Source organism: Kribbella sp. NPDC058693 (genome assembly GCF_042715335.1).
GTDB classification, from domain to species: Bacteria; Actinomycetota; Actinomycetes; order Propionibacteriales; family Kribbellaceae; genus Kribbella; species Kribbella jiaozuonensis.
In genome coordinates this window covers 630,908-646,993 of the sequence record NZ_JBHXSQ010000002.1, presented here as the reverse complement: position 1 = coordinate 646,993, position 16,086 = coordinate 630,908, and the positions used below count along the sequence as shown (strand labels likewise).

General features: G+C 67.5%; 15 protein-coding genes. 9 read left to right on the top strand and 6 right to left on the bottom strand.

The features are described 5' to 3' along the window. Positions 1-88 precede the first annotated feature (88 nt). The 3 genes from ACFWUU_RS12720 to ACFWUU_RS12710 all read left to right on the top strand — a co-directional run bounded on the left by ACFWUU_RS12720 (position 89) and on the right by ACFWUU_RS12710 (position 3,264). Entirely contained in the window at positions 89-433 is a 345-nt protein-coding gene (locus ACFWUU_RS12720; RefSeq protein ID WP_380175255.1) for an FHA domain-containing protein, read from the top strand. A 324-nt stretch (positions 434-757) separates the two neighbouring features. Next, a complete protein-coding gene (locus ACFWUU_RS12715; protein ID WP_380175253.1) occupies positions 758-2,095 on the top strand; it encodes a hypothetical protein in 1,338 nt (445 codons plus the stop codon). Next, complete coding sequence (locus ACFWUU_RS12710; protein ID WP_380175251.1) at positions 2,092-3,264, top strand: amidohydrolase family protein; 1,173 nt, start codon at positions 2,092-2,094, stop codon at positions 3,262-3,264. The genes ACFWUU_RS12715 and ACFWUU_RS12710 overlap by 4 nt, the downstream gene beginning before the upstream one ends. Positions 3,265-3,268: 4 nt before the next feature. Here ACFWUU_RS12710 and ACFWUU_RS12705 read toward each other — a convergent pair whose 3' ends face one another. Beyond that, positions 3,269-4,237: a TolB family protein gene (locus ACFWUU_RS12705; protein ID WP_380175250.1), complete on the bottom strand. Its 969-nt coding sequence runs from the start codon at positions 4,235-4,237 to the stop codon at positions 3,269-3,271. 458 nt (positions 4,238-4,695) lie between these two features. On the opposite strand from ACFWUU_RS12705, the gene ACFWUU_RS12700 reads away from it, so the two are divergent. Both ACFWUU_RS12700 and ACFWUU_RS12695 read left to right on the top strand, forming a co-directional pair. Then, the gene (locus tag ACFWUU_RS12700; RefSeq protein ID WP_380175248.1) at positions 4,696-5,709 is read left to right on the top strand and encodes an MFS transporter; all 1,014 of its coding nucleotides are present in this window, start codon (positions 4,696-4,698) and stop codon (positions 5,707-5,709) included. A gap of 114 nt (positions 5,710-5,823) precedes the next feature. Continuing rightward, entirely contained in the window at positions 5,824-8,583 is a 2,760-nt protein-coding gene (locus ACFWUU_RS12695) for a BTAD domain-containing putative transcriptional regulator (protein WP_380175246.1), read from the top strand. Between the two features lie 115 nt (positions 8,584-8,698). Here the strand turns inward: ACFWUU_RS12695 and ACFWUU_RS12690 are convergent, their stop codons facing one another. The 5 genes from ACFWUU_RS12690 to ACFWUU_RS12670 form a co-directional block, all read right to left on the bottom strand. Next, complete coding sequence (locus ACFWUU_RS12690) at positions 8,699-9,292, bottom strand: dihydrofolate reductase family protein (RefSeq protein WP_380175244.1); 594 nt, start codon at positions 9,290-9,292, stop codon at positions 8,699-8,701. A gap of 14 nt (positions 9,293-9,306) precedes the next feature. Next, positions 9,307-10,086, bottom strand: coding sequence for an alpha/beta fold hydrolase (locus ACFWUU_RS12685; protein ID WP_380175242.1), 780 nt, complete (start codon positions 10,084-10,086; stop codon positions 9,307-9,309). A 343-nt stretch (positions 10,087-10,429) separates the two neighbouring features. Then, a complete protein-coding gene (locus ACFWUU_RS12680) occupies positions 10,430-11,122 on the bottom strand; it encodes a hypothetical protein (RefSeq protein WP_380175240.1) in 693 nt (230 codons plus the stop codon). Then, positions 11,119-11,769, bottom strand: a complete 651-nt coding sequence (locus ACFWUU_RS12675) for a hypothetical protein (RefSeq protein ID WP_380175238.1) — start codon at positions 11,767-11,769, stop codon at positions 11,119-11,121. Before ACFWUU_RS12675 ends, ACFWUU_RS12680 begins: the two co-directional genes overlap by 4 nt. Next, positions 11,766-12,074 carry a PadR family transcriptional regulator gene (locus tag ACFWUU_RS12670; protein WP_380175237.1) on the bottom strand — a complete coding sequence of 103 codons (309 nt, stop codon included), beginning with the start codon at positions 12,072-12,074 and terminating at the stop codon, positions 11,766-11,768. Before ACFWUU_RS12670 ends, ACFWUU_RS12675 begins: the two co-directional genes overlap by 4 nt. Positions 12,075-12,266: 192 nt before the next feature. On the opposite strand from ACFWUU_RS12670, the gene ACFWUU_RS12665 reads away from it, so the two are divergent. The 4 genes from ACFWUU_RS12665 to ACFWUU_RS12650 are packed head-to-tail and all read left to right on the top strand — an operon-like array spanning position 12,267 to position 16,041. Continuing rightward, positions 12,267-13,196, top strand: coding sequence for an ABC transporter ATP-binding protein (locus ACFWUU_RS12665; protein ID WP_380175235.1), 930 nt, complete (start codon positions 12,267-12,269; stop codon positions 13,194-13,196). After that, on the top strand, positions 13,193-14,041 hold the full coding sequence (locus ACFWUU_RS12660; protein WP_380175233.1) for a hypothetical protein: 849 nt from the start codon (positions 13,193-13,195) through the stop codon (positions 14,039-14,041). The genes ACFWUU_RS12665 and ACFWUU_RS12660 overlap by 4 nt, the downstream gene beginning before the upstream one ends. Positions 14,042-14,074: 33 nt before the next feature. Beyond that, positions 14,075-15,379: a sensor histidine kinase gene (locus ACFWUU_RS12655; RefSeq protein ID WP_380175231.1), complete on the top strand. Its 1,305-nt coding sequence runs from the start codon at positions 14,075-14,077 to the stop codon at positions 15,377-15,379. Beyond that, positions 15,376-16,041: a response regulator gene (locus tag ACFWUU_RS12650; RefSeq protein ID WP_380175229.1), complete on the top strand. Its 666-nt coding sequence runs from the start codon at positions 15,376-15,378 to the stop codon at positions 16,039-16,041. The genes ACFWUU_RS12655 and ACFWUU_RS12650 overlap by 4 nt, the downstream gene beginning before the upstream one ends. Positions 16,042-16,086: the final 45 nt, after the last annotated feature.

The window sequence follows — 16,086 nt, the reverse complement described above, 5'->3', positions numbered from 1 at the left end:
TCGAGCCACCGCCACTGACGGCTATTGCCTCTCCTGTTTGTTCTCCTGGGAACCAGCACCTCTTGCCCGGCCGCCACAGCCAGCACTGATGACCTCCCGCGAGCCGACGCTGCCGTTGTTGCGACTCTCCTTCGACACAGGAGATGTCCACGTCTCCCCTGGTCAGGAGGTTGTCCTCGGCAGGGACCCCGAACTGTCCACCGCCCCGCTGTTCCGGGACACCGACAACGTCTCGCGACGACACGCCACAGTCGGGCTCTCGGACGACGGCAGACCCTGGATCCGCGACGACCGGTCGATGAACGGCACGTACGTCGACCGCGAGAAACTGCCTGCCCGCGAGCGCCGCCCGTTACATGACGGGGACGAACTCCGGCTCGCCTCCAACGTCTTCGCCGAGGTCAGGTTCGTCGCTTCGCGGGACGTTCCGTAGCCGGGGCCGCCGCGCCGAACCGCTCGACTTGAACCGCCCGGTTATGGGGTTCGGCCGGCCGCAGCGTCATCGGGGGCAACGTCGAGGTGTGTGGTTAAGGTGCCTGTCCCGCCTCGGACACACTTTTCTAACCCCACGCGGAGTTGGACTGATGGAAACATCAGCCACCCACGTTTTGTGGTTTTAGGACACTTCGCAGGACTGAGACGCTCGCCAGACTCCAGCCATCAAGTCCCGCCATCGGTGGCCCGCGCGCCACTCGACACGCGGGTGTCGTCGGGTTGTAGGAGCTTAAGCGGCGGGTGAGGTGAGACGGTCTGTTGTATGGCCTCGCATCTTCTTTCCGTCCTCGGTAGCCACGAGCTCGTCGAGCTCGACGCCGATCTTGCCAGGGCCGCGGTGAGCGTGCTCGCGGTGACCGCTGTCGATCCTGGTGGCGTGCCTCGGGCGAAGTTCGTGCCGCGCGAGAAGGTCGCGGAGGCGCACCGGTCCGGGCTGGGGGCGGCGCCGAGTTGGCATGTCTTCTGCATTGACAACGGCATCGCGTTCACGCCTGAGCTGGGTGTGGTCGGTGACCAACGGCTGCGTCCCGACCTGCGCGCGCTGCGTGTCCTCGGCGGCGGGCTGGCCTGGGCGCCGGCGGAGTTCCATGAACAGTCCGGCTCGCCCTCGCCGCTTTGCACACGCGGGCGGCTGCGGGAGACCGTGGGCGAGTTGGCGTCGCTCGGCATAACCGCGACCGTCGGTTGCGAGGTCGAGTTCGTACTCACCGCCGCCGACGGCGCGGCGCTGACCGCACGCCCATGGAACTGCTACGGCCTGACCGCAGGGCTGGACCGTGAGGACTTCCTCCTGCGACTGCTCGACGACTGCCGAACCGCCGGGCTCGACGTCGTGCAGTGTCATGCCGAGTACGGCGACAACCAGTACGAAATCTCCTTCTCCCCCGCCGATCCTGTCGCCGCGGCCGACATGGTCGTACTGGCACGCATCGTGATCGGCCGCGCGGCGCGGCGCGCAGGGCTGGCCGCGTCGTTCTCGCCGGTGCCGTTCGCAGGTGGCAGCGGCAACGGGGCTCACGTCCATGTCTCGCTCGATCGCGACGGTACGCCGGTACTGTCCGGTGGGCCTGGACCGCACGGGCTGACCGTGGAGGGTGAGTCGGCGATCGGCGGCATCCTCGCCGGGCTCCCCGGCGTGGTCGGCGTACTCGCCGGGTCCGTGTTGTCGGGTCAGCGGCTGCTTCCCGGGCACTGGGCGGGCGCGTTTGCCTGCTGGGGTCTGGAGAACCGCGAGGCCGCAGTACGCCTGTGCGCGGTCGAGGCAGGCAGTGCCAACATCGAGGTCAAATGCATCGACCCGTCCGCCAACCCGTACCTCGCGACCGCGGTCGTGCTCGGCCTGACCGTGGACGGACTGCGGCGCAGGACCCCGCTGCCGGCCGAGGTCACCACCCATCCGGCCGATGCGCAGCACCAGACACTGCCGACCGATCAGGCCGCGGCGCTGGACGCGCTCCAGGGTTCGGCCCAGGCCAAACACATACTCGGCGCAGACCTGCTGTCCGCGCTTCTCGCCGTACGGCGGCACGAGGTGACCGCCTTCGAAGGACAGGATCCGTCCGCAGTGGCCGACCGGTTGCGGTTCGCGTGGTCCGCATGACCGATCGAGGAGCGATCCCGGAGGCCCTGCGGCGGGCTGGTGAAGGTGTCGCCGAGCTGGCCTTCCAGCTGCCGCTGATCGACCACCACTGCCACGGCGTACAGACCGGCACTGCGACCGATGCGGAGGTGGAGTTGCTGGCCACCGAATCGGATTGGCCTGCCCCACCCGGCACGTCGGTGTTCGACAACCCGTTCGGAATCACGGTGCGCTCGGTGTGCGCGCCGTTGCTCGATCTGCCGCGGCATTGCACCGCGGAGGAGTATCTTCGGCGCCGCGGCGAGCTGGGCGGCGCGGAGGTCAGCGCGCGGCTGCTGGCTTCGAGCGGAACCGAGCGATACCTGCTCGACACCGGTTTCCGGGCTTCGACGATCACGACACCAGACGAGATGGCGACGCTGACCGGCGCGGCTACCGACGAGATCGTGCGCCTGGAAACGCTCGCCGAGTCGATCGCGCCGGGCTGTACTGCCGCCGGCTTCGCCAGCGCCTTCGACGACGCGCTCGAGGCGGCCGCCGCAAACGCTGTCGGCGTCAAATCGATCATCGCCTACCGGTACGGTCTCGACTTCGACCCCGCCCCTCCGGAACCTGCTCAGGTCACCGCGGCCGCGGGCCGCTGGCTGACGGACATCGAGGCAGGCTCACCGACGCGTCTCGCGGACCCGGTGCTGCTGCGGCACCTGTTGTGGCAGGCGGTGGAACTCCGCAAGCCGATCCAGTTGCACGTCGGGTACGGCGACCCGGACATCGTGCTGCACCGCTGCGATCCCTCCCACCTCACCGGATTCGCGCACGCGACACGTACGACGGGAGCTCAGCTGATGCTGCTGCACTGCTACCCGTACATCCGTCAGGCCGGGATTCTCGCGCAGCTCTTCCCGCACGTTTGGCTCGACACCAGTTGCGCAGTCAGCCACGCCGGGCCGTCCAGCGAAACGCTCGTGCGGGAGTCGCTGGAGATGGCACCGATGCACAAGGTGCTCTACGCCTCGGACGCGTTCGGCCTGCCCGAGCTGTACGCGTGCGGATCCTGGCTGTGGCGCCGGGCCGTCGGCCGGATCCTCGACGAGTGGCTGGCCGACGACCTGATCGGCGCGGCCGACGCGCGACGCTACGTCGAAATGCTTGCTCGCGGCAACGCCATTCGAGCTTACGGTCTGGAATAGGGAGCTAGCGCGAGGAGCCCCAGTCGATGAGGGATGGTCGGAATGCCGACGGTGTCAGGATCGCCTTTCGATGGCTTCCGTCGGGGTGCATGCGGTAGAGGCCGAACAGGCCGCCGATCTCTAACCTGAAGACGATCCATTGGCCGTCGGGCGAATACGATCCGAAGTATGCATTCGTCTGGCCGTCGTGGAAATGAGTGACTTCTCGAAGGGTCGAGCCATCCGGGCGCATCGTCACGATGTTTGCTGAGTCTTCGGGATGGAAGTGGTTCGCGTTCTCGGTCGCCGCGATCCGACGACCGCTCGGGGCCCAGTCGGCTTTGATCGTCTCATCGGCCGTAAATGGACGAATCTGCCTGATATGGCGACCGTTGGCATCGGCCGTGAACAGGCCTTGGGCCGGCTCCAGGTTGGGCGGCGGACCTGTCACCGAACCGTCGAAGCCCTGGAAACTGAGGGTCTTGCCATCCGGCGACACGTTCGGATCGGTCACGAAACCGTTGGGGAACGGGCCGAGCACCCGGCGCTGATGACTGCCGTCGCTCGACATGCGCCAGATCGCGTCGTCGTTGGTCGCGGCGGTGAACCGCTCGAAGTAGATGGTGCGTCCATCGGGCGAGAACGACGGCTGGTCGTCGAAGACGCCCGCGGGCTGTGGCAGCACACGGAGCCGAGTTCCGTCCGGTCGGGCGACGGCAATCCGGACCGAGTCTTCGCCGCCGATGGAGAAGACGATGCGGCCGCCGTCCGGCGCCCAGTCGACGTTGACGGCGTCACCGTCCACATGCGTGATCTGCCGAAGCCCGGTGCCGTCGGGGCGCACGGTGAACAGTTGGCTGCCGGCGTCTGTGCCTGCCGTGAACGCGATCAACCCGTTCCGGCCAGGAAAAGTAGCTTGGGCTGATGTCGGAACTGCGACTGCCACCAACATCACTGCGAGAAAAATCGCTACCTTCGACCAACGAGTCGACATGGTCCCACCCCCGTCCCGACGGCGCACGAGGACTGATTCCCCGTACCTCCGATCGGGATCACCTCATCAAATCCCTGCAGCCCACAAAGGACAAGACGGTGGACAAACCCACCGGCGTTACAGCGTTTGATTGAGGACGGATCGACGCACTCGTTCGACCCGGGTTAGCTGCGTCGTACGGCATGATCTCCAGTAACTCACGCAACCGATACCGACTGAACGCCGTCATCGCCCGCCGCCCATCAGGCTCCGCAGCGTCGATCCCCTCAATGATCGCCTGACGAGTTCCCAGTCGGTCAGCGGCGAAGACCGGCACCTGGCTGGTCCGCGCTGCCGCGGGACGGGAATCGATGGTGCAAGCAGCGTCCTCGGATGCGAAGTCGATCTGAAGCCGTTGCGTGAGACCGTCCTCGCGACCTGATGGGGAGCAGCGACGCAACTGGACGGCGAGGGGGTGCATGACTGAACTGTCGAGCGAGGGCGACGAGCCCCGGGCCACAATTCGCCAAGTCATCGGGGTCGCAGAGTTTCGTGCAGTGTGGCTCGCCCACGCGCAGTCGCGCTTCGGCGATCAGTTGGCCAGGGTCGCGGTGGCCGTGCTCGTGTTCGAACGAACGTCGTCCCCGCTCCTCACGGCGCTCGCCTACGCGATGACGCTCATACCACCGCTCGTCAGCGCACCGTTGCTGTGCGGCCTTGCAGATCGGCATTCCAGGCGGCGCATCATGGTGGTGACGGATCTTGTCAGGGCGGGACTGGTCGCGGGGATGGCGGTACCTCGCCTGCCCCTGGTCGTCGTCGTTGCCCTCCTGGTTTGTGTAGTCACACTGCAGCCGTTGTACAGCGCTGCTCGCAATGCCGTGCTGCCGAACGTTCTCGCCGGCGACCGGTACATCGTCGGCATGGGCCTGACCGGTACCACGGACAACATCGTGCAGGTCGTCGGGTTCGCGACCGGTGGACTGTTGATGGGGCTGACCGGCGCCAGCGGTGCCCTGACGCTGGATGCGTTGACTTTCGTCGTCGCGGCGGCCCTGATTCGCTTCGGAACGTCACCTCATCTACCACCACCCAGAAAGGTCGCCGCGCCCGGCGATCAACGTTCGCGGTCCTCGATGCGGCGGAGTTTCTCACTGACCTGGAACGATCGTCGCCTTCGCTTTCTGCTCGCGTTGGTCTACGTGTACGGCTTCTACATTGCTCCGGAGGGTCTAGCTGCTCCCTACGCCGGTGAAATTGGTCTCCGGCGTTCCGCTGGTGTTGAGCGCCATTCACCCCCGATTGGTCCCAGCGCTGATCCTGTGGGGTCTGGTCGGCGTTCTGTCGTCGTACACGATGCTCGCGTACGCGTTCTTCGTCAGGACGGTTCCAGACGCCCAACGCGGCCAAACGACTGGGCCGGCGGCCGGCGGCCTCCAAACGGCCGCGGCTGGAATCGAGCCCGGGCTGCAGTTGATGCGCAGAGTGCATGAACTACGTGAATTGTTCTCATTGAAAGCTCCCAACGGGGTCCTGCTGCACGTGAATCCTGATCGACTGCGATTTCTTACAATCGTTGGATCGACACCGCGAATGACGGATGTGGCATGACAGTGGAATTCGGCTTGCTGGGACCGTTCGAGGTCCGCGCGAACGGCTCTGCCGTCCAGCTCGGGTCTCCGAAGCTACGCATCCTGCTAGCTGCCCTCCTGCTGCACGCTGGTCGGCCGGTCCCGGTCGAGGAGCTGGCGGATGCCGTCTGGGGCCAGGAACAGCCCGGAAATCCACGCCGCGCGATCCAGCTCTACGTCACGCGGCTGCGCAGACTGTCTGCGGAGCTGGACATCACCACCCGGACGGACGCATACCAAATCAACGTGCAGCCCGAGTACGTCGACCTCGGCCGCTTCCACCGGGACCTCGAACGGGCAGCCCGCGCCGCGAAGCACGGCGATCTCGACGGCGAGTTCGACGCGCTCACCGCAGCCGTCGCCCACTGGCGCGGGAAACCCCTGGCAGGCGTGCCGTCGGACCGATTGCAGCGAGACTTCGCCCCGCGGCTGCACGAACAGCATTTGCGGGCGATCGAACGGCGCTTCGACATCGAGCTCGATCGCGGCCGCGGTGAGGAGCTGCTGGACGAGCTCGTCGTGCTCGCCAAGCAAAATCCGTTGCGCGAAAGGCTGTGGGCACAGCTGATGCGCGCTCTCGACGGCCAAGGCCGGCGGACCGATGCCCTGAACGCCTACAACACAGTCCGCACACGGCTGACCGAAGAGCTCGGAATCGATCCCGACGACGAACTCCAGACCCTGTACGCGCGGATGCTCGCCGGGAGCCCCCGGACCGAGGTCACCGTTCCCAGGCAAGTACCGCCGGACGTGCCAGCGTTCGTGGGCCGAGCGGATGCGTTGGCCCAGCTCACCGCTCCGCTCGGAGCGCCCGATCGGCCCGCGCCGGTCGCCATCGCGCTGGTCTCCGGGATGGCCGGGATCGGCAAGTCCGCCCTCGCTGCGTACTGGGCTCGCCGGGCCGCCGACCGCTTCCCCGACGGGCAACTCTGGCTCAACCTGCAGGCGTTCGGACCCAGGCCCGCCGTGAGTTCCGATCAAGCCTTGACGCGATTTCTGCGGACGCTCGGTGTCTCCGATGCGAAGATCCCGCTCGACCTCGATGAGAAGACCGCGATGTTCCGGTCGCTGCTGGACGGGCGGCGGATGCTCGTCGTACTGGACAACGCGGCCGACGCCGCGCAGGTCCGCCCCCTTCTCCCGAGCTCCCCCGGCGCGATGGTGCTGGTGACGAGCCGAAACCAGCTGTCCGACCTGGTCGCCGTTGAGGGTGCACGCTCGATCCAGCTTGACCTGCTGAGCCGCGACGAGAGCCGTCAGCTCCTGGCTGGGCGGCTGAGCGCGGACCGGATCAACGCAGCACGACCTGCTGCCGACGAGCTTGTCGATCTGTGCGCCCGGCTGCCGCTCGCGCTGGCGGTGGTGGCAGCCCGAGCGGCCGAGCGCCCAGGCTTCGGGCTCGAGGCGTTCGTGGCGGACCTGCGCGCCGGGCAAGGGCGGCTCGAAGCCTTCAGCGAGATGAGTCCCGCGACCGAGATGCGCCGGGTCTTCTCCTGGTCGTACCGGGAGCTGGGCCTGCCCGCGGCCCGGCTGTTCCGGCTGCTCGGACAGCATCCCGGGCCCGACTTCGATCTGGGTGCAGCCGCCAGCCTGGCCGGCGAGCCACGGTTCGACGTACGGCGTCTGCTGGCCGAACTCCGGCAAGCGCACCTCCTCGACGAACCGCGGCCCGGCCGGTACGCCCTGCACGATCTACTGAACGTGTACGCCGGCGAACTGATGCTCAGGTACGACGCCGACCTCGACCGTCTCCAGGTCCGCCGGCGCCTGCTCGACCACTACCTGTTCACCAGCCAGGCGGCCGCTTCGACCTTGTACCCGTGCGATCCGCGCCCCTCGGCGTTCGAGCCGCAGGACGGTGTCGTCGTCCGGAGCTTCGAGGATCATCGTGCAGCGCTGGCCTGGTTCGCAGACGAGATTCCTGCGCTGCTGGCCGTCCTCGACCAGGCCGGCGACGAGTTCCCCGATCGAGCGACCGCGTTGATATTTACGCTGGCCGATCCGCTGACTCGCGTCGGGCGCCTGCACGATCTCGTCGCGGCGCTGCAAGCGGTCCTGGCTGCGGATGCCGACATCGCCGTACAGACTCGCGCGCACCGCGAGCTCGCACTCGCGTACACGCGCCTGAACCGGCCGGGTGACGCCGACCTGCACAGCCGGTTGGCGCTCGAGGCCTCACGCACCCTTGGTATCGAGACGGAGATCGCTCGCTCGCACCGGATCTGCGGTCTCGTTCGGGAAGCACAAGGACGTCAGCACGAGGCTTTGGAACACGACCGGCAGGCACTCCACCACTTCGAGGCCGCCGACGATGACGCCAAGCGGGCAAGGGCAATCTGTGTCATCGCGTGGGACCTGGCGCGGTTGGGCGACTATCAGGGGGCGCTGTCGACCGGTCAGGAGGCGCTCGCGCTGCTCGGCAAGCTCGGCGACCGACCTGGCGAGGCCTTCGCCTGGGACACCATCGGTTACAGCCATCACCACCTGTCCCGCTACCGGCCGGCCATCGAAGCCTACGAGTCGGCGCTCGAAACCTTCCAGGACTTCGGCGACCGCTACAACGAAGCAGACGTGCTCGTACACCTCGGCGAGACTCACTACGTCCAAGGCGACATCACCGCGGCCGGCGAAGTCTGGAGCCGGGCTCACTCCATCCTTGCCGACCTCGGTGACAGCGCCGCCGTACCGCTCGCCGAGAAACTCGAGCAACTCACGCTCCGACCGACCGCCGGCTAGCCCAGCCCTCGTGCGGTGCTGCTCGTGCTCCGCACCGCCGTCCAAGGCTCTCTGGGAGCGTCTGTTGCTGGATTTGATGGGAGTAGCTGACCAGCGTGGGGCCGCCGATCAAGGTTCACGAATTGAGAGCTCGCTCGTAGGTCAGGATGGCGAGCCCGGTCCTGGTGGTCGTGCTGCTGATCAGGTCCAGGTCCTGCTGCGGCGCTAGCCCTGGTGGGAACAGACGCTTGCCGGCACCAAGGACGACCGGGTGGAACCACAGGTGGTACGTGTCGACCAGTTTGCGATCGATGAGGTCGGACGCGAGCGCCGCGCTGCCTGCGATCAGAATGTCGCCGCCCGGCTGGGCCTTCAGTTCCGCGACCCGCTCGGGGATCCGGTCCGGCCACACCGTCGTACCCGGCCACGTCGCCGCGGTGAGCGTGGTCGAGGCGACGTACTTCGGCCTGCCGTTGAGCGCAGCCGCGATCAGGTCGTCCGGATCCGTGATCGTCGACCAGTGCGGCAACCACAGATCGTACGTACGACGACCGAAGACAAACGCACCCGCGGCCTGGTAGAGCGGACTCCCCCACTCCCGGTGGTCGGCCATGTGCGGACCGGTCCACCCGCCCAGGTCGAAGCCGCCGTCCTCGTCCTCGGCTGCGTGACCGGGTCCTTGGACCACGCCGTCGAGGGACAGGTATTCGATGACGACGAGTTTCCTCATCCCAATACTCTCGATCACCCGGCGAAGAACGCACTGAGCGCGGGCGCCAGGACCGCGGCCTCGACGTTGTGCTGCTGACCATCGAGCGTCTGCCGTACGGCGCCGGGTGTCATCTTCGCGAGCGCATCGGCCGTCTCCGACAACCACGGCGTCGTGTTCCCGTCCAGAATCAGGACAGGACACGACACCTTCGCCTGCTGAGCCGAATCGATGCCGAAGTCCCCCGCAAGCTGAGCGTCGTACACCAACGCCGGACTCGCAGCATCGGCAAGGAAACTCCAGTACGGCCCCGCCTTCAGACCGGCGACGAACTCGGCCGGCATCCCAACCGCGGTCCCCAAGAACAGCTCCGCCATCGCACCGCTGTCACCTGCCGTGGCGAGCGCCGCCTGCTGCTCAGCGTAGTCATCCGGAACGGGCGGCCTACTACCCGGAACGATGTACGGCGCCTCCCACACCGCGATCCGATCCACCCGCATCCCACCCGCCACCGCCCGAAAGGCCAGGAATGCCCCACCGGAGTCCCCGAACAACGACACTGGCGCACCCGCTGCATCCACAACGGCCTGCAAATCCTCGATCTCCTTCTCCACGGCATACGGCGCGGTATCACCACTCCCGCCACGCCCCCGCCGGTCGTAGTTGATCACCGTGCATGATCCCGCAAGCAATCCCGCAAGCTCCGCATTGGAAGTGCGGTCCGTCGGCCCGGAGCCGATGAAGACGACAACTGGCCCGGCCCCGCTGAGCTCGTACTCGATGCCGGTCCCGTCGGTGGACGTAACAGTAGGCATGGCGACAGTCCTTTCGTACGTGTGGTTTCTTGCTGATGGACTGGCGCGGCGAGACCCGCCCGGGCTCGCCGCGCCAGAGATCTCATCGATCGCGGATGCCGACTACCCTTCGCGGGTCGACGACAGCGACGCGACTGGCAACTTGTTCGACATGCAAGCCCCCTCAGCTCGTTAACGCCCTCTCACTACAAGCCGCAAAGTAGACCCGCCCGGCTTCAGATCGGTGTCAGGACGCCGGCGGCTCGACTCCGACGAAAGCGAACGCCCTCAGCCAGCAATCTGGCCGCTACCGAGCCGGTCGAGCCCCTGTCGGCAGCGGACCCCGACCGCTCTTCGACCGGTTCTATCGTGCGGTCGAAGTACGCGCCGAGCCCGGAGCGGGTTTACGCAGAAGCAGTGGAAGGGTCGCTGTGATGGTGCCGAAGACGGCGGCGATGGTGAGGCCGGCGAGGAGGTGGAAGGTGCCGGCGCCCCAGAAGTCTTGGATGACGAAGGCGTGGAGGTCGGTCATCCCGCTGCGGGCGAAGTCGTCGTACGTGCCTTCTGCACGCCAGACCCGGTCTGTTGCCGGGCTTGTTCTGAATGCGTAGTAGCTCAGGAGCACTACCGGATACCAGGTGAGGTACTCGAAGACCATCGCGTAGACGGCGGCCGTGATGCCGGCTCGCAGCGAGCGTTCGCGGAGCGAGGCCACGGTCGACGCGAGTACGGCGGCGGCGACCAGTCCGATCACGATGATCCAGCCGATGACGACGCTCGCATCGGTCACCGTTGGGCTGAGGTACTCCGCGACCACCTCCGCGCCGTACATGCCTCCGGCAACCAATCCGATCCCGACTCCGATCCGGATCGCCGCTGAGCGGTTCGAGAACGGGCCGTACCGGACCAGGAGCACGCACAAGGTCTGGGCCAGCGCGACTCCGATGAGGGCGAACGCGCCACTCCCCCGCAATGCCGCCCGATCAGTCAGCGAACCTGCCGCGGCCAGAATCACCTCTACCACAGCGATAACGACGACCAGGCGCCGCAGCGTCATGCGAGGATCTGCCGGCGTGATCCGGCTCGGCGGAGGTGGCTGCCGAGTACGGCGAGGCCGGCTCCGGCGAAGCCGAGGAACGTCGACAGGAGTACGCCGGCCAGGAGCAGGCTGAGATTGATGTAGGTCCGCATCGAGGTGAAGCCGCTAGCGGCCAGGCCGTCGATCTTCGGTTGCTGGCGGCTGATGACGTCGAGGAAGACGTTGTCGATCACGGCGTACGTGCCGATCGTCAGCACGCCGACGAGCGCGCCTGCGCACCCTCCGGCCAGCGCGACGATCCACCAGTGTCCGGCGAGCCGGCCGGTCAGTACACCGACTGCCGTGAGCGCAACGAAAACGGCCAGATAGCTGATCAGTACCGATGCGCCGTCGTTGTCGCCGGTCGGGAAGACCACGTTCGACAGCACGATCTCGATGCTCAACGCGGCCCAGACGATCGACGCGACGAGGACCGCCCGCCGCAGTACGGCGCCGACAGCTGGGAGCGCCCTGAAATGGGCATCAGTAGCGCCGCGCACCAGGTCGACCATCACGCTGATCCGCCGCGACAGGCTCAGCGGGCCGAGGTCTTCGAGCACCTGCGCCAGCTCATCGCCGTACTCATGCCGCCAGCTCGCCGGATACAGCCGCAGGAGGCGCTTCATGCCCACGCCTGCAGTCGCTTGAGCCCGACCCTGCTGATCTGACGGGCCTGCTGCAAGTACTCCCGGAGCGCCTCCGCACCCGCAGCGGTGATCCGGTACGGCCGGCGCCGGTCCTCGGTCGGCAAGGCCTCGATCAGTCCGCGCTCCTGCAGCCGACTCAGCGCGGCGTACAGCGTGCCCGGCCCGACGACCGTGTCGGCGAGCTCCTCAATGTCCTTGATCAGGGCGTAGCCGTGCTTCTCCCCACCCGCAAGGCTCGTCAGGATCAAGACACTCGGCTCGGCGAATCTACCCAGAGCTTCCATGCGCTCCCCCACTATTACGCGACACGCTATATCGTCCGGCGATATAACGCACCTGTCAACCGGCGGCTCGTAGTACCGCGGTACTACTCGTCGTCGGAAGATCAGGCCGCGGTACCACGGATCCCGGGCGGGCGATTCCTAGGTTGGGTGACGAGGCCGGGAGGTCCGGTCCAGGGAGTCGAGGGCGACGGGATGATCGAGGCAAGACAGCTCACCAAACGGTACGGCGAGACGACGGCGGTCGACGGGCTGGAGTTCACCGTCCGGCCCGGTTCCGTCACGGGGTTCCTCGGGCCGAACGGTGCGGGCAAGTCGACGACGATGCGGATGATCATCGGGCTGGACGCGCCGACGAGCGGCTCGGTCACGGTCAACGGGAAGCAGTACCGCGAGCACACCGCCCCGCTGCAGGAGGTCGGTGCCCTGCTGGAGGCGAAGTCCATCCACCCGGGCCGGTCGGCGTACAACCATCTGCTGGCCCAGGCGCAGACTCACGGCATTCCCCGGCGCCGCGTCGACGAGGTGATCGAGTTGACCGGCCTGCAGTCCGTGGCGAAGAAGCGCGCCGGCCAGTTCTCGCTCGGTATGGGGCAACGGCTCGGAATCGCTGCCGCGCTGCTCGGCGACCCGGCGACCGTGATGCTCGACGAACCGGTGAACGGGCTGGATCCGGAGGGCGTGCTGTGGATCCGCAACCTGCTGATCGGCCTCGCCGCGGAGGGCCGGACCGTGTTCGTCTCGTCCCACCTGATGAGTGAGATGGCCCTGGTCGCGGACCGATTGATCATCGTCGGCCGCGGCCGGCTGCTCGCCGACACGACCGTCGAAGATCTGGTACGACAAGCGGGTGGTGACGCTGTCCGAGTAGCAACTGCGGATCCGGCCGGACTGCGTGACGCTCTGGCCGGGCCAGGCGTGGAGGTTGTCGGTGCGGCCGGCTCCGAGGAGCTGGAGGTCACCGGCCTGTCGGCGCGATCGATCGGGACCACGGCCGCCGCGCACGGCATCGCGCTGTACGAACTGACGACGATCCAGGTTTCGCTGGAGGCCGCGTTCATGGACCTGACCCGCGACGATGTCGTCTACCACGGCACCACCGAACTCGGGGAGCGTGCAGCATGACCGTCATCACCGAACCTCGCCCCGCGAGCGGCGGATCAGCAGCCGCGCCGAAACCGCAGTACCGCGTCACCGGCCGTCGGGTGCTCCGGTCCGAATCCACCAAGCTGTGGTCGCTGAGGTCGACCTGGATCACGCTGGGTCTCGGCCTGCTGTTCTTGGTTGCCTTTGGCATCATCGCGGCGCTCCGCTACCGCTCCAGCGTCAACTCCGGCCGGCAGCTCGACCCGGACTTCGCCGACGCCACGACGCTGAGCCTGTCGCTCTTCGGGGTCGCCCTGTCGCAGTTGGCCCTGGGCGTGTTGGGAGTGCTCGTCAGTGCGGGCGAGTACTCGACGGGACAGATCCGCTCGACGCTTGCCGCCGTACCGCGCCGGCTCCCGGTGTTGTGGTCGAAGGCGTCCGTGTACGGCGTCGTCGCGCTGGCGATCGCCCTGGTCGGGGCTTTCGTCACGTTCCTGATCGACAGCGGGATCCTCAGCAGCACTCCCGCCGCGCTGACGATCTCCAGTACCGGCGTGGTTCGGAGTCTGCTCGGCGCGACGGTGTACCTCGGTCTCGTCGGCGTGATCGGCGTGGCTCTCGGTGCGATGCTGCGATCCGTCGCCGGAGCCATCTCGGCCCTGGTCGGGGCGCTGATGCTCCTGCCCGGACTGGTCTCGTTGCTGCCGGTCTCCTGGCGCCACGCCATCCAGCAGTTCCTGCCCAGCGAAGCGGGTCAGTCCATGTACTCGTTGCACCAGGCACCACACACCCTCTCGCCCGGGATCGGCTTTCTGGTCTTCGCCGGATGGACGGCGCTCGCCCTCGCCGGCGCGGCCTGGCGCCTGTCTCGCAGCGACGCCTGATCCACGGTCGCGATCGGCGGTAACAATGGACAGATGGGAACGGTGACTGAGGACGGCGCGGCGCGCCCCGAAGGTCCGCAGACCGCCGCCGATCCGGATCCGCTGTGGCAGCACCCGTTGGTGCTCCGTCTCGGCCGGATCGGAGGGCGGCTGCGCCGGGCAGACCGCGCCCGACCGTGGGCGGTCGACACCCTGGTTGTCGTCGGCGCCTTCTTGTTGTTCTGCCTGCCGGATCTGCTGCGCGACGACGGCCCACGCGAACTCGCCGGGGTGTTCAACCAGGTATCTGTCGGGACGATGCTGGCCCTGCAGGCGGGACTGATACTCCCGCTCTTCTTCCGCCGCCGCGCACCGATGACGGCGTTTGTTCTCACGGCGGCAGTCTTCACTGTGCAGTGGTCGTTGCTGGTATTTCTTCGCGCAGATGTCGCGTTGTTGATCGCGCTCTACAGCCTCACGCTCCACAGCTCGCTCCGTCGTCTGCTGTGGGCGTGCGCGATCATGGTCGGCGTACTGACGCTGGCCGTCGTACGGATCTCCGCCGTCGTGTCCGTTGCGGAGGTGGCGTTCTTCCTGGTCTGCGCCAGCACGGCTGCGGTCGCGCTGGGTTTGGTCGTCCGGATCAGGCGCTCGCAACTCACCGCCTTGCGCGATCGCGCCGCGCAACTGGAGATCGAGCGCGACCAGCGGAGCATGCTGGCGGTCGCGGGCGAGCGCGCTCGGGTCGCGCGCGAGATGCACGACATCCTCGGGCACAACCTCTCGGTGATGATCCGACTCGCGGACGGCGGCGCGTACGCCGTACGCGTCAATCCCGATCGCTCCGCCCAGGCGCTCACGCTCATCGGCGAGACGGGGCGGGAGGCGCTCAACGATCTGCGGCGTACGCTCGGCGCGCTCCGAGACGACGCCGCGGTGCCGGATCTCAGCCCACAGCCGGGGATCGCCGACATCGACGGGCTGTGCGACCGGATCCGAGCAGCCGGTCCCAGCGTGAGTTACCGAACCGCGGGCGACCTCCCAGCCGATCGAGGTCTGCAGCTCGCGACGTACCGGATTATTCAGGAGGCGCTGACCAATGCGCTCAAACACGCCGGGCCCGAGACCGACGCGCGGGTGTCGGTCGAGGTAGTACACCAGCGGCTGCGGATCCAGGTCGAAGACACCGGACCATCAGGCGGCTTCGAACCGGCATCTGTTTCTGGAGACGGCCAAGGCCTCATCGGAATGCGCGAACGCGCAGCCCTGTACGGCGGCACGGTGCGGACCGGGCGTACCCGTAACGGCGGCTGGACCGTGCAGACCGAACTCGAGCTCGCCCCCGAGAGGACACCATGACCACCGTGCTGATCGTCGACGACCAGCCACTGCACCGGCTCGGTCTCCGGATCCTGCTCGAGTCCGTGCCGGAGACGCAGGTCGCGGGCGAGGCGGGCAGCGGCTCCGAGGCCGTACGCCGGACTGCCGAGCTGCACCCCGATGTCGTGCTGATGGACATCCGGATGCCCGGCATGGACGGAATCGAGGCCACCCGCCGGATCGTGGCCAGCGGCAACCGATCGCGGGTCCTCGTACTGACCACGTTCGACCTCGACGAGTACGCCCACGCGGCACTCCGCGCCGGGGCGAGCGGGTTCCTGCTGAAGGACGCACGGCCGGAGGAACTGCTCGGCGGCATTCGCGCAGTCGCGGCCGGCGACGCGATCATCTCACCCGGCCTGACCCGCAGGCTCCTCGACGCCTACGCACAGCATCTCCCCCGCGCCACACGCGAGGACGGCGACGCGAAGCTCGAGACCCTGACCGAACGCGAACGCGAGATCCTCGTCGCCATCGCCCACGGCTGGACCAACCCGGAGATCGCCGAGCGCCTCCACCTGTCGGAATCCACGGTGAAAACCCACGTCGGCCGCGTACTCGCCAAGGTCGGCGCCCGCGACCGCGTCCAGGCTGTCATCTTCGCCTACGACATCGGCCTCACCTACCCCAATCCGGCCTGAGCCGGCAGGTTGAGAGTTCCACAACGGCCCGGTCGCCCCCAGGGC

What these genes read in the sequence shown, in the direction of transcription:
- ACFWUU_RS12720 (WP_380175255.1), top strand. Translation starts at nt 89, where the DNA reads ATGACCTCCCGCGAGCCGACGCTGCCGTTGTTGCGACTCTCCTTCGAC.
- ACFWUU_RS12715 (WP_380175253.1), top strand. Translation starts at nt 758, where the DNA reads ATGGCCTCGCATCTTCTTTCCGTCCTCGGTAGCCACGAGCTCGTCGAG.
- ACFWUU_RS12710 (WP_380175251.1), top strand. Translation starts at nt 2,092, where the DNA reads ATGACCGATCGAGGAGCGATCCCGGAGGCCCTGCGGCGGGCTGGTGAA.
- ACFWUU_RS12705 (WP_380175250.1), bottom strand. Translation starts at nt 4,237, where the DNA reads ATGTCGACTCGTTGGTCGAAGGTAGCGATTTTTCTCGCAGTGATGTTG.
- ACFWUU_RS12700 (WP_380175248.1), top strand. Translation starts at nt 4,696, where the DNA reads ATGACTGAACTGTCGAGCGAGGGCGACGAGCCCCGGGCCACAATTCGC.
- ACFWUU_RS12695 (WP_380175246.1), top strand. Translation starts at nt 5,824, where the DNA reads ATGACAGTGGAATTCGGCTTGCTGGGACCGTTCGAGGTCCGCGCGAAC.
- ACFWUU_RS12690 (WP_380175244.1), bottom strand. Translation starts at nt 9,292, where the DNA reads ATGAGGAAACTCGTCGTCATCGAATACCTGTCCCTCGACGGCGTGGTC.
- ACFWUU_RS12685 (WP_380175242.1), bottom strand. Translation starts at nt 10,086, where the DNA reads ATGCCTACTGTTACGTCCACCGACGGGACCGGCATCGAGTACGAGCTC.
- ACFWUU_RS12680 (WP_380175240.1), bottom strand. Translation starts at nt 11,122, where the DNA reads ATGACGCTGCGGCGCCTGGTCGTCGTTATCGCTGTGGTAGAGGTGATT.
- ACFWUU_RS12675 (WP_380175238.1), bottom strand. Translation starts at nt 11,769, where the DNA reads ATGAAGCGCCTCCTGCGGCTGTATCCGGCGAGCTGGCGGCATGAGTAC.
- ACFWUU_RS12670 (WP_380175237.1), bottom strand. Translation starts at nt 12,074, where the DNA reads ATGGAAGCTCTGGGTAGATTCGCCGAGCCGAGTGTCTTGATCCTGACG.
- ACFWUU_RS12665 (WP_380175235.1), top strand. Translation starts at nt 12,267, where the DNA reads ATGATCGAGGCAAGACAGCTCACCAAACGGTACGGCGAGACGACGGCG.
- ACFWUU_RS12660 (WP_380175233.1), top strand. Translation starts at nt 13,193, where the DNA reads ATGACCGTCATCACCGAACCTCGCCCCGCGAGCGGCGGATCAGCAGCC.
- ACFWUU_RS12655 (WP_380175231.1), top strand. Translation starts at nt 14,075, where the DNA reads ATGGGAACGGTGACTGAGGACGGCGCGGCGCGCCCCGAAGGTCCGCAG.
- ACFWUU_RS12650 (WP_380175229.1), top strand. Translation starts at nt 15,376, where the DNA reads ATGACCACCGTGCTGATCGTCGACGACCAGCCACTGCACCGGCTCGGT.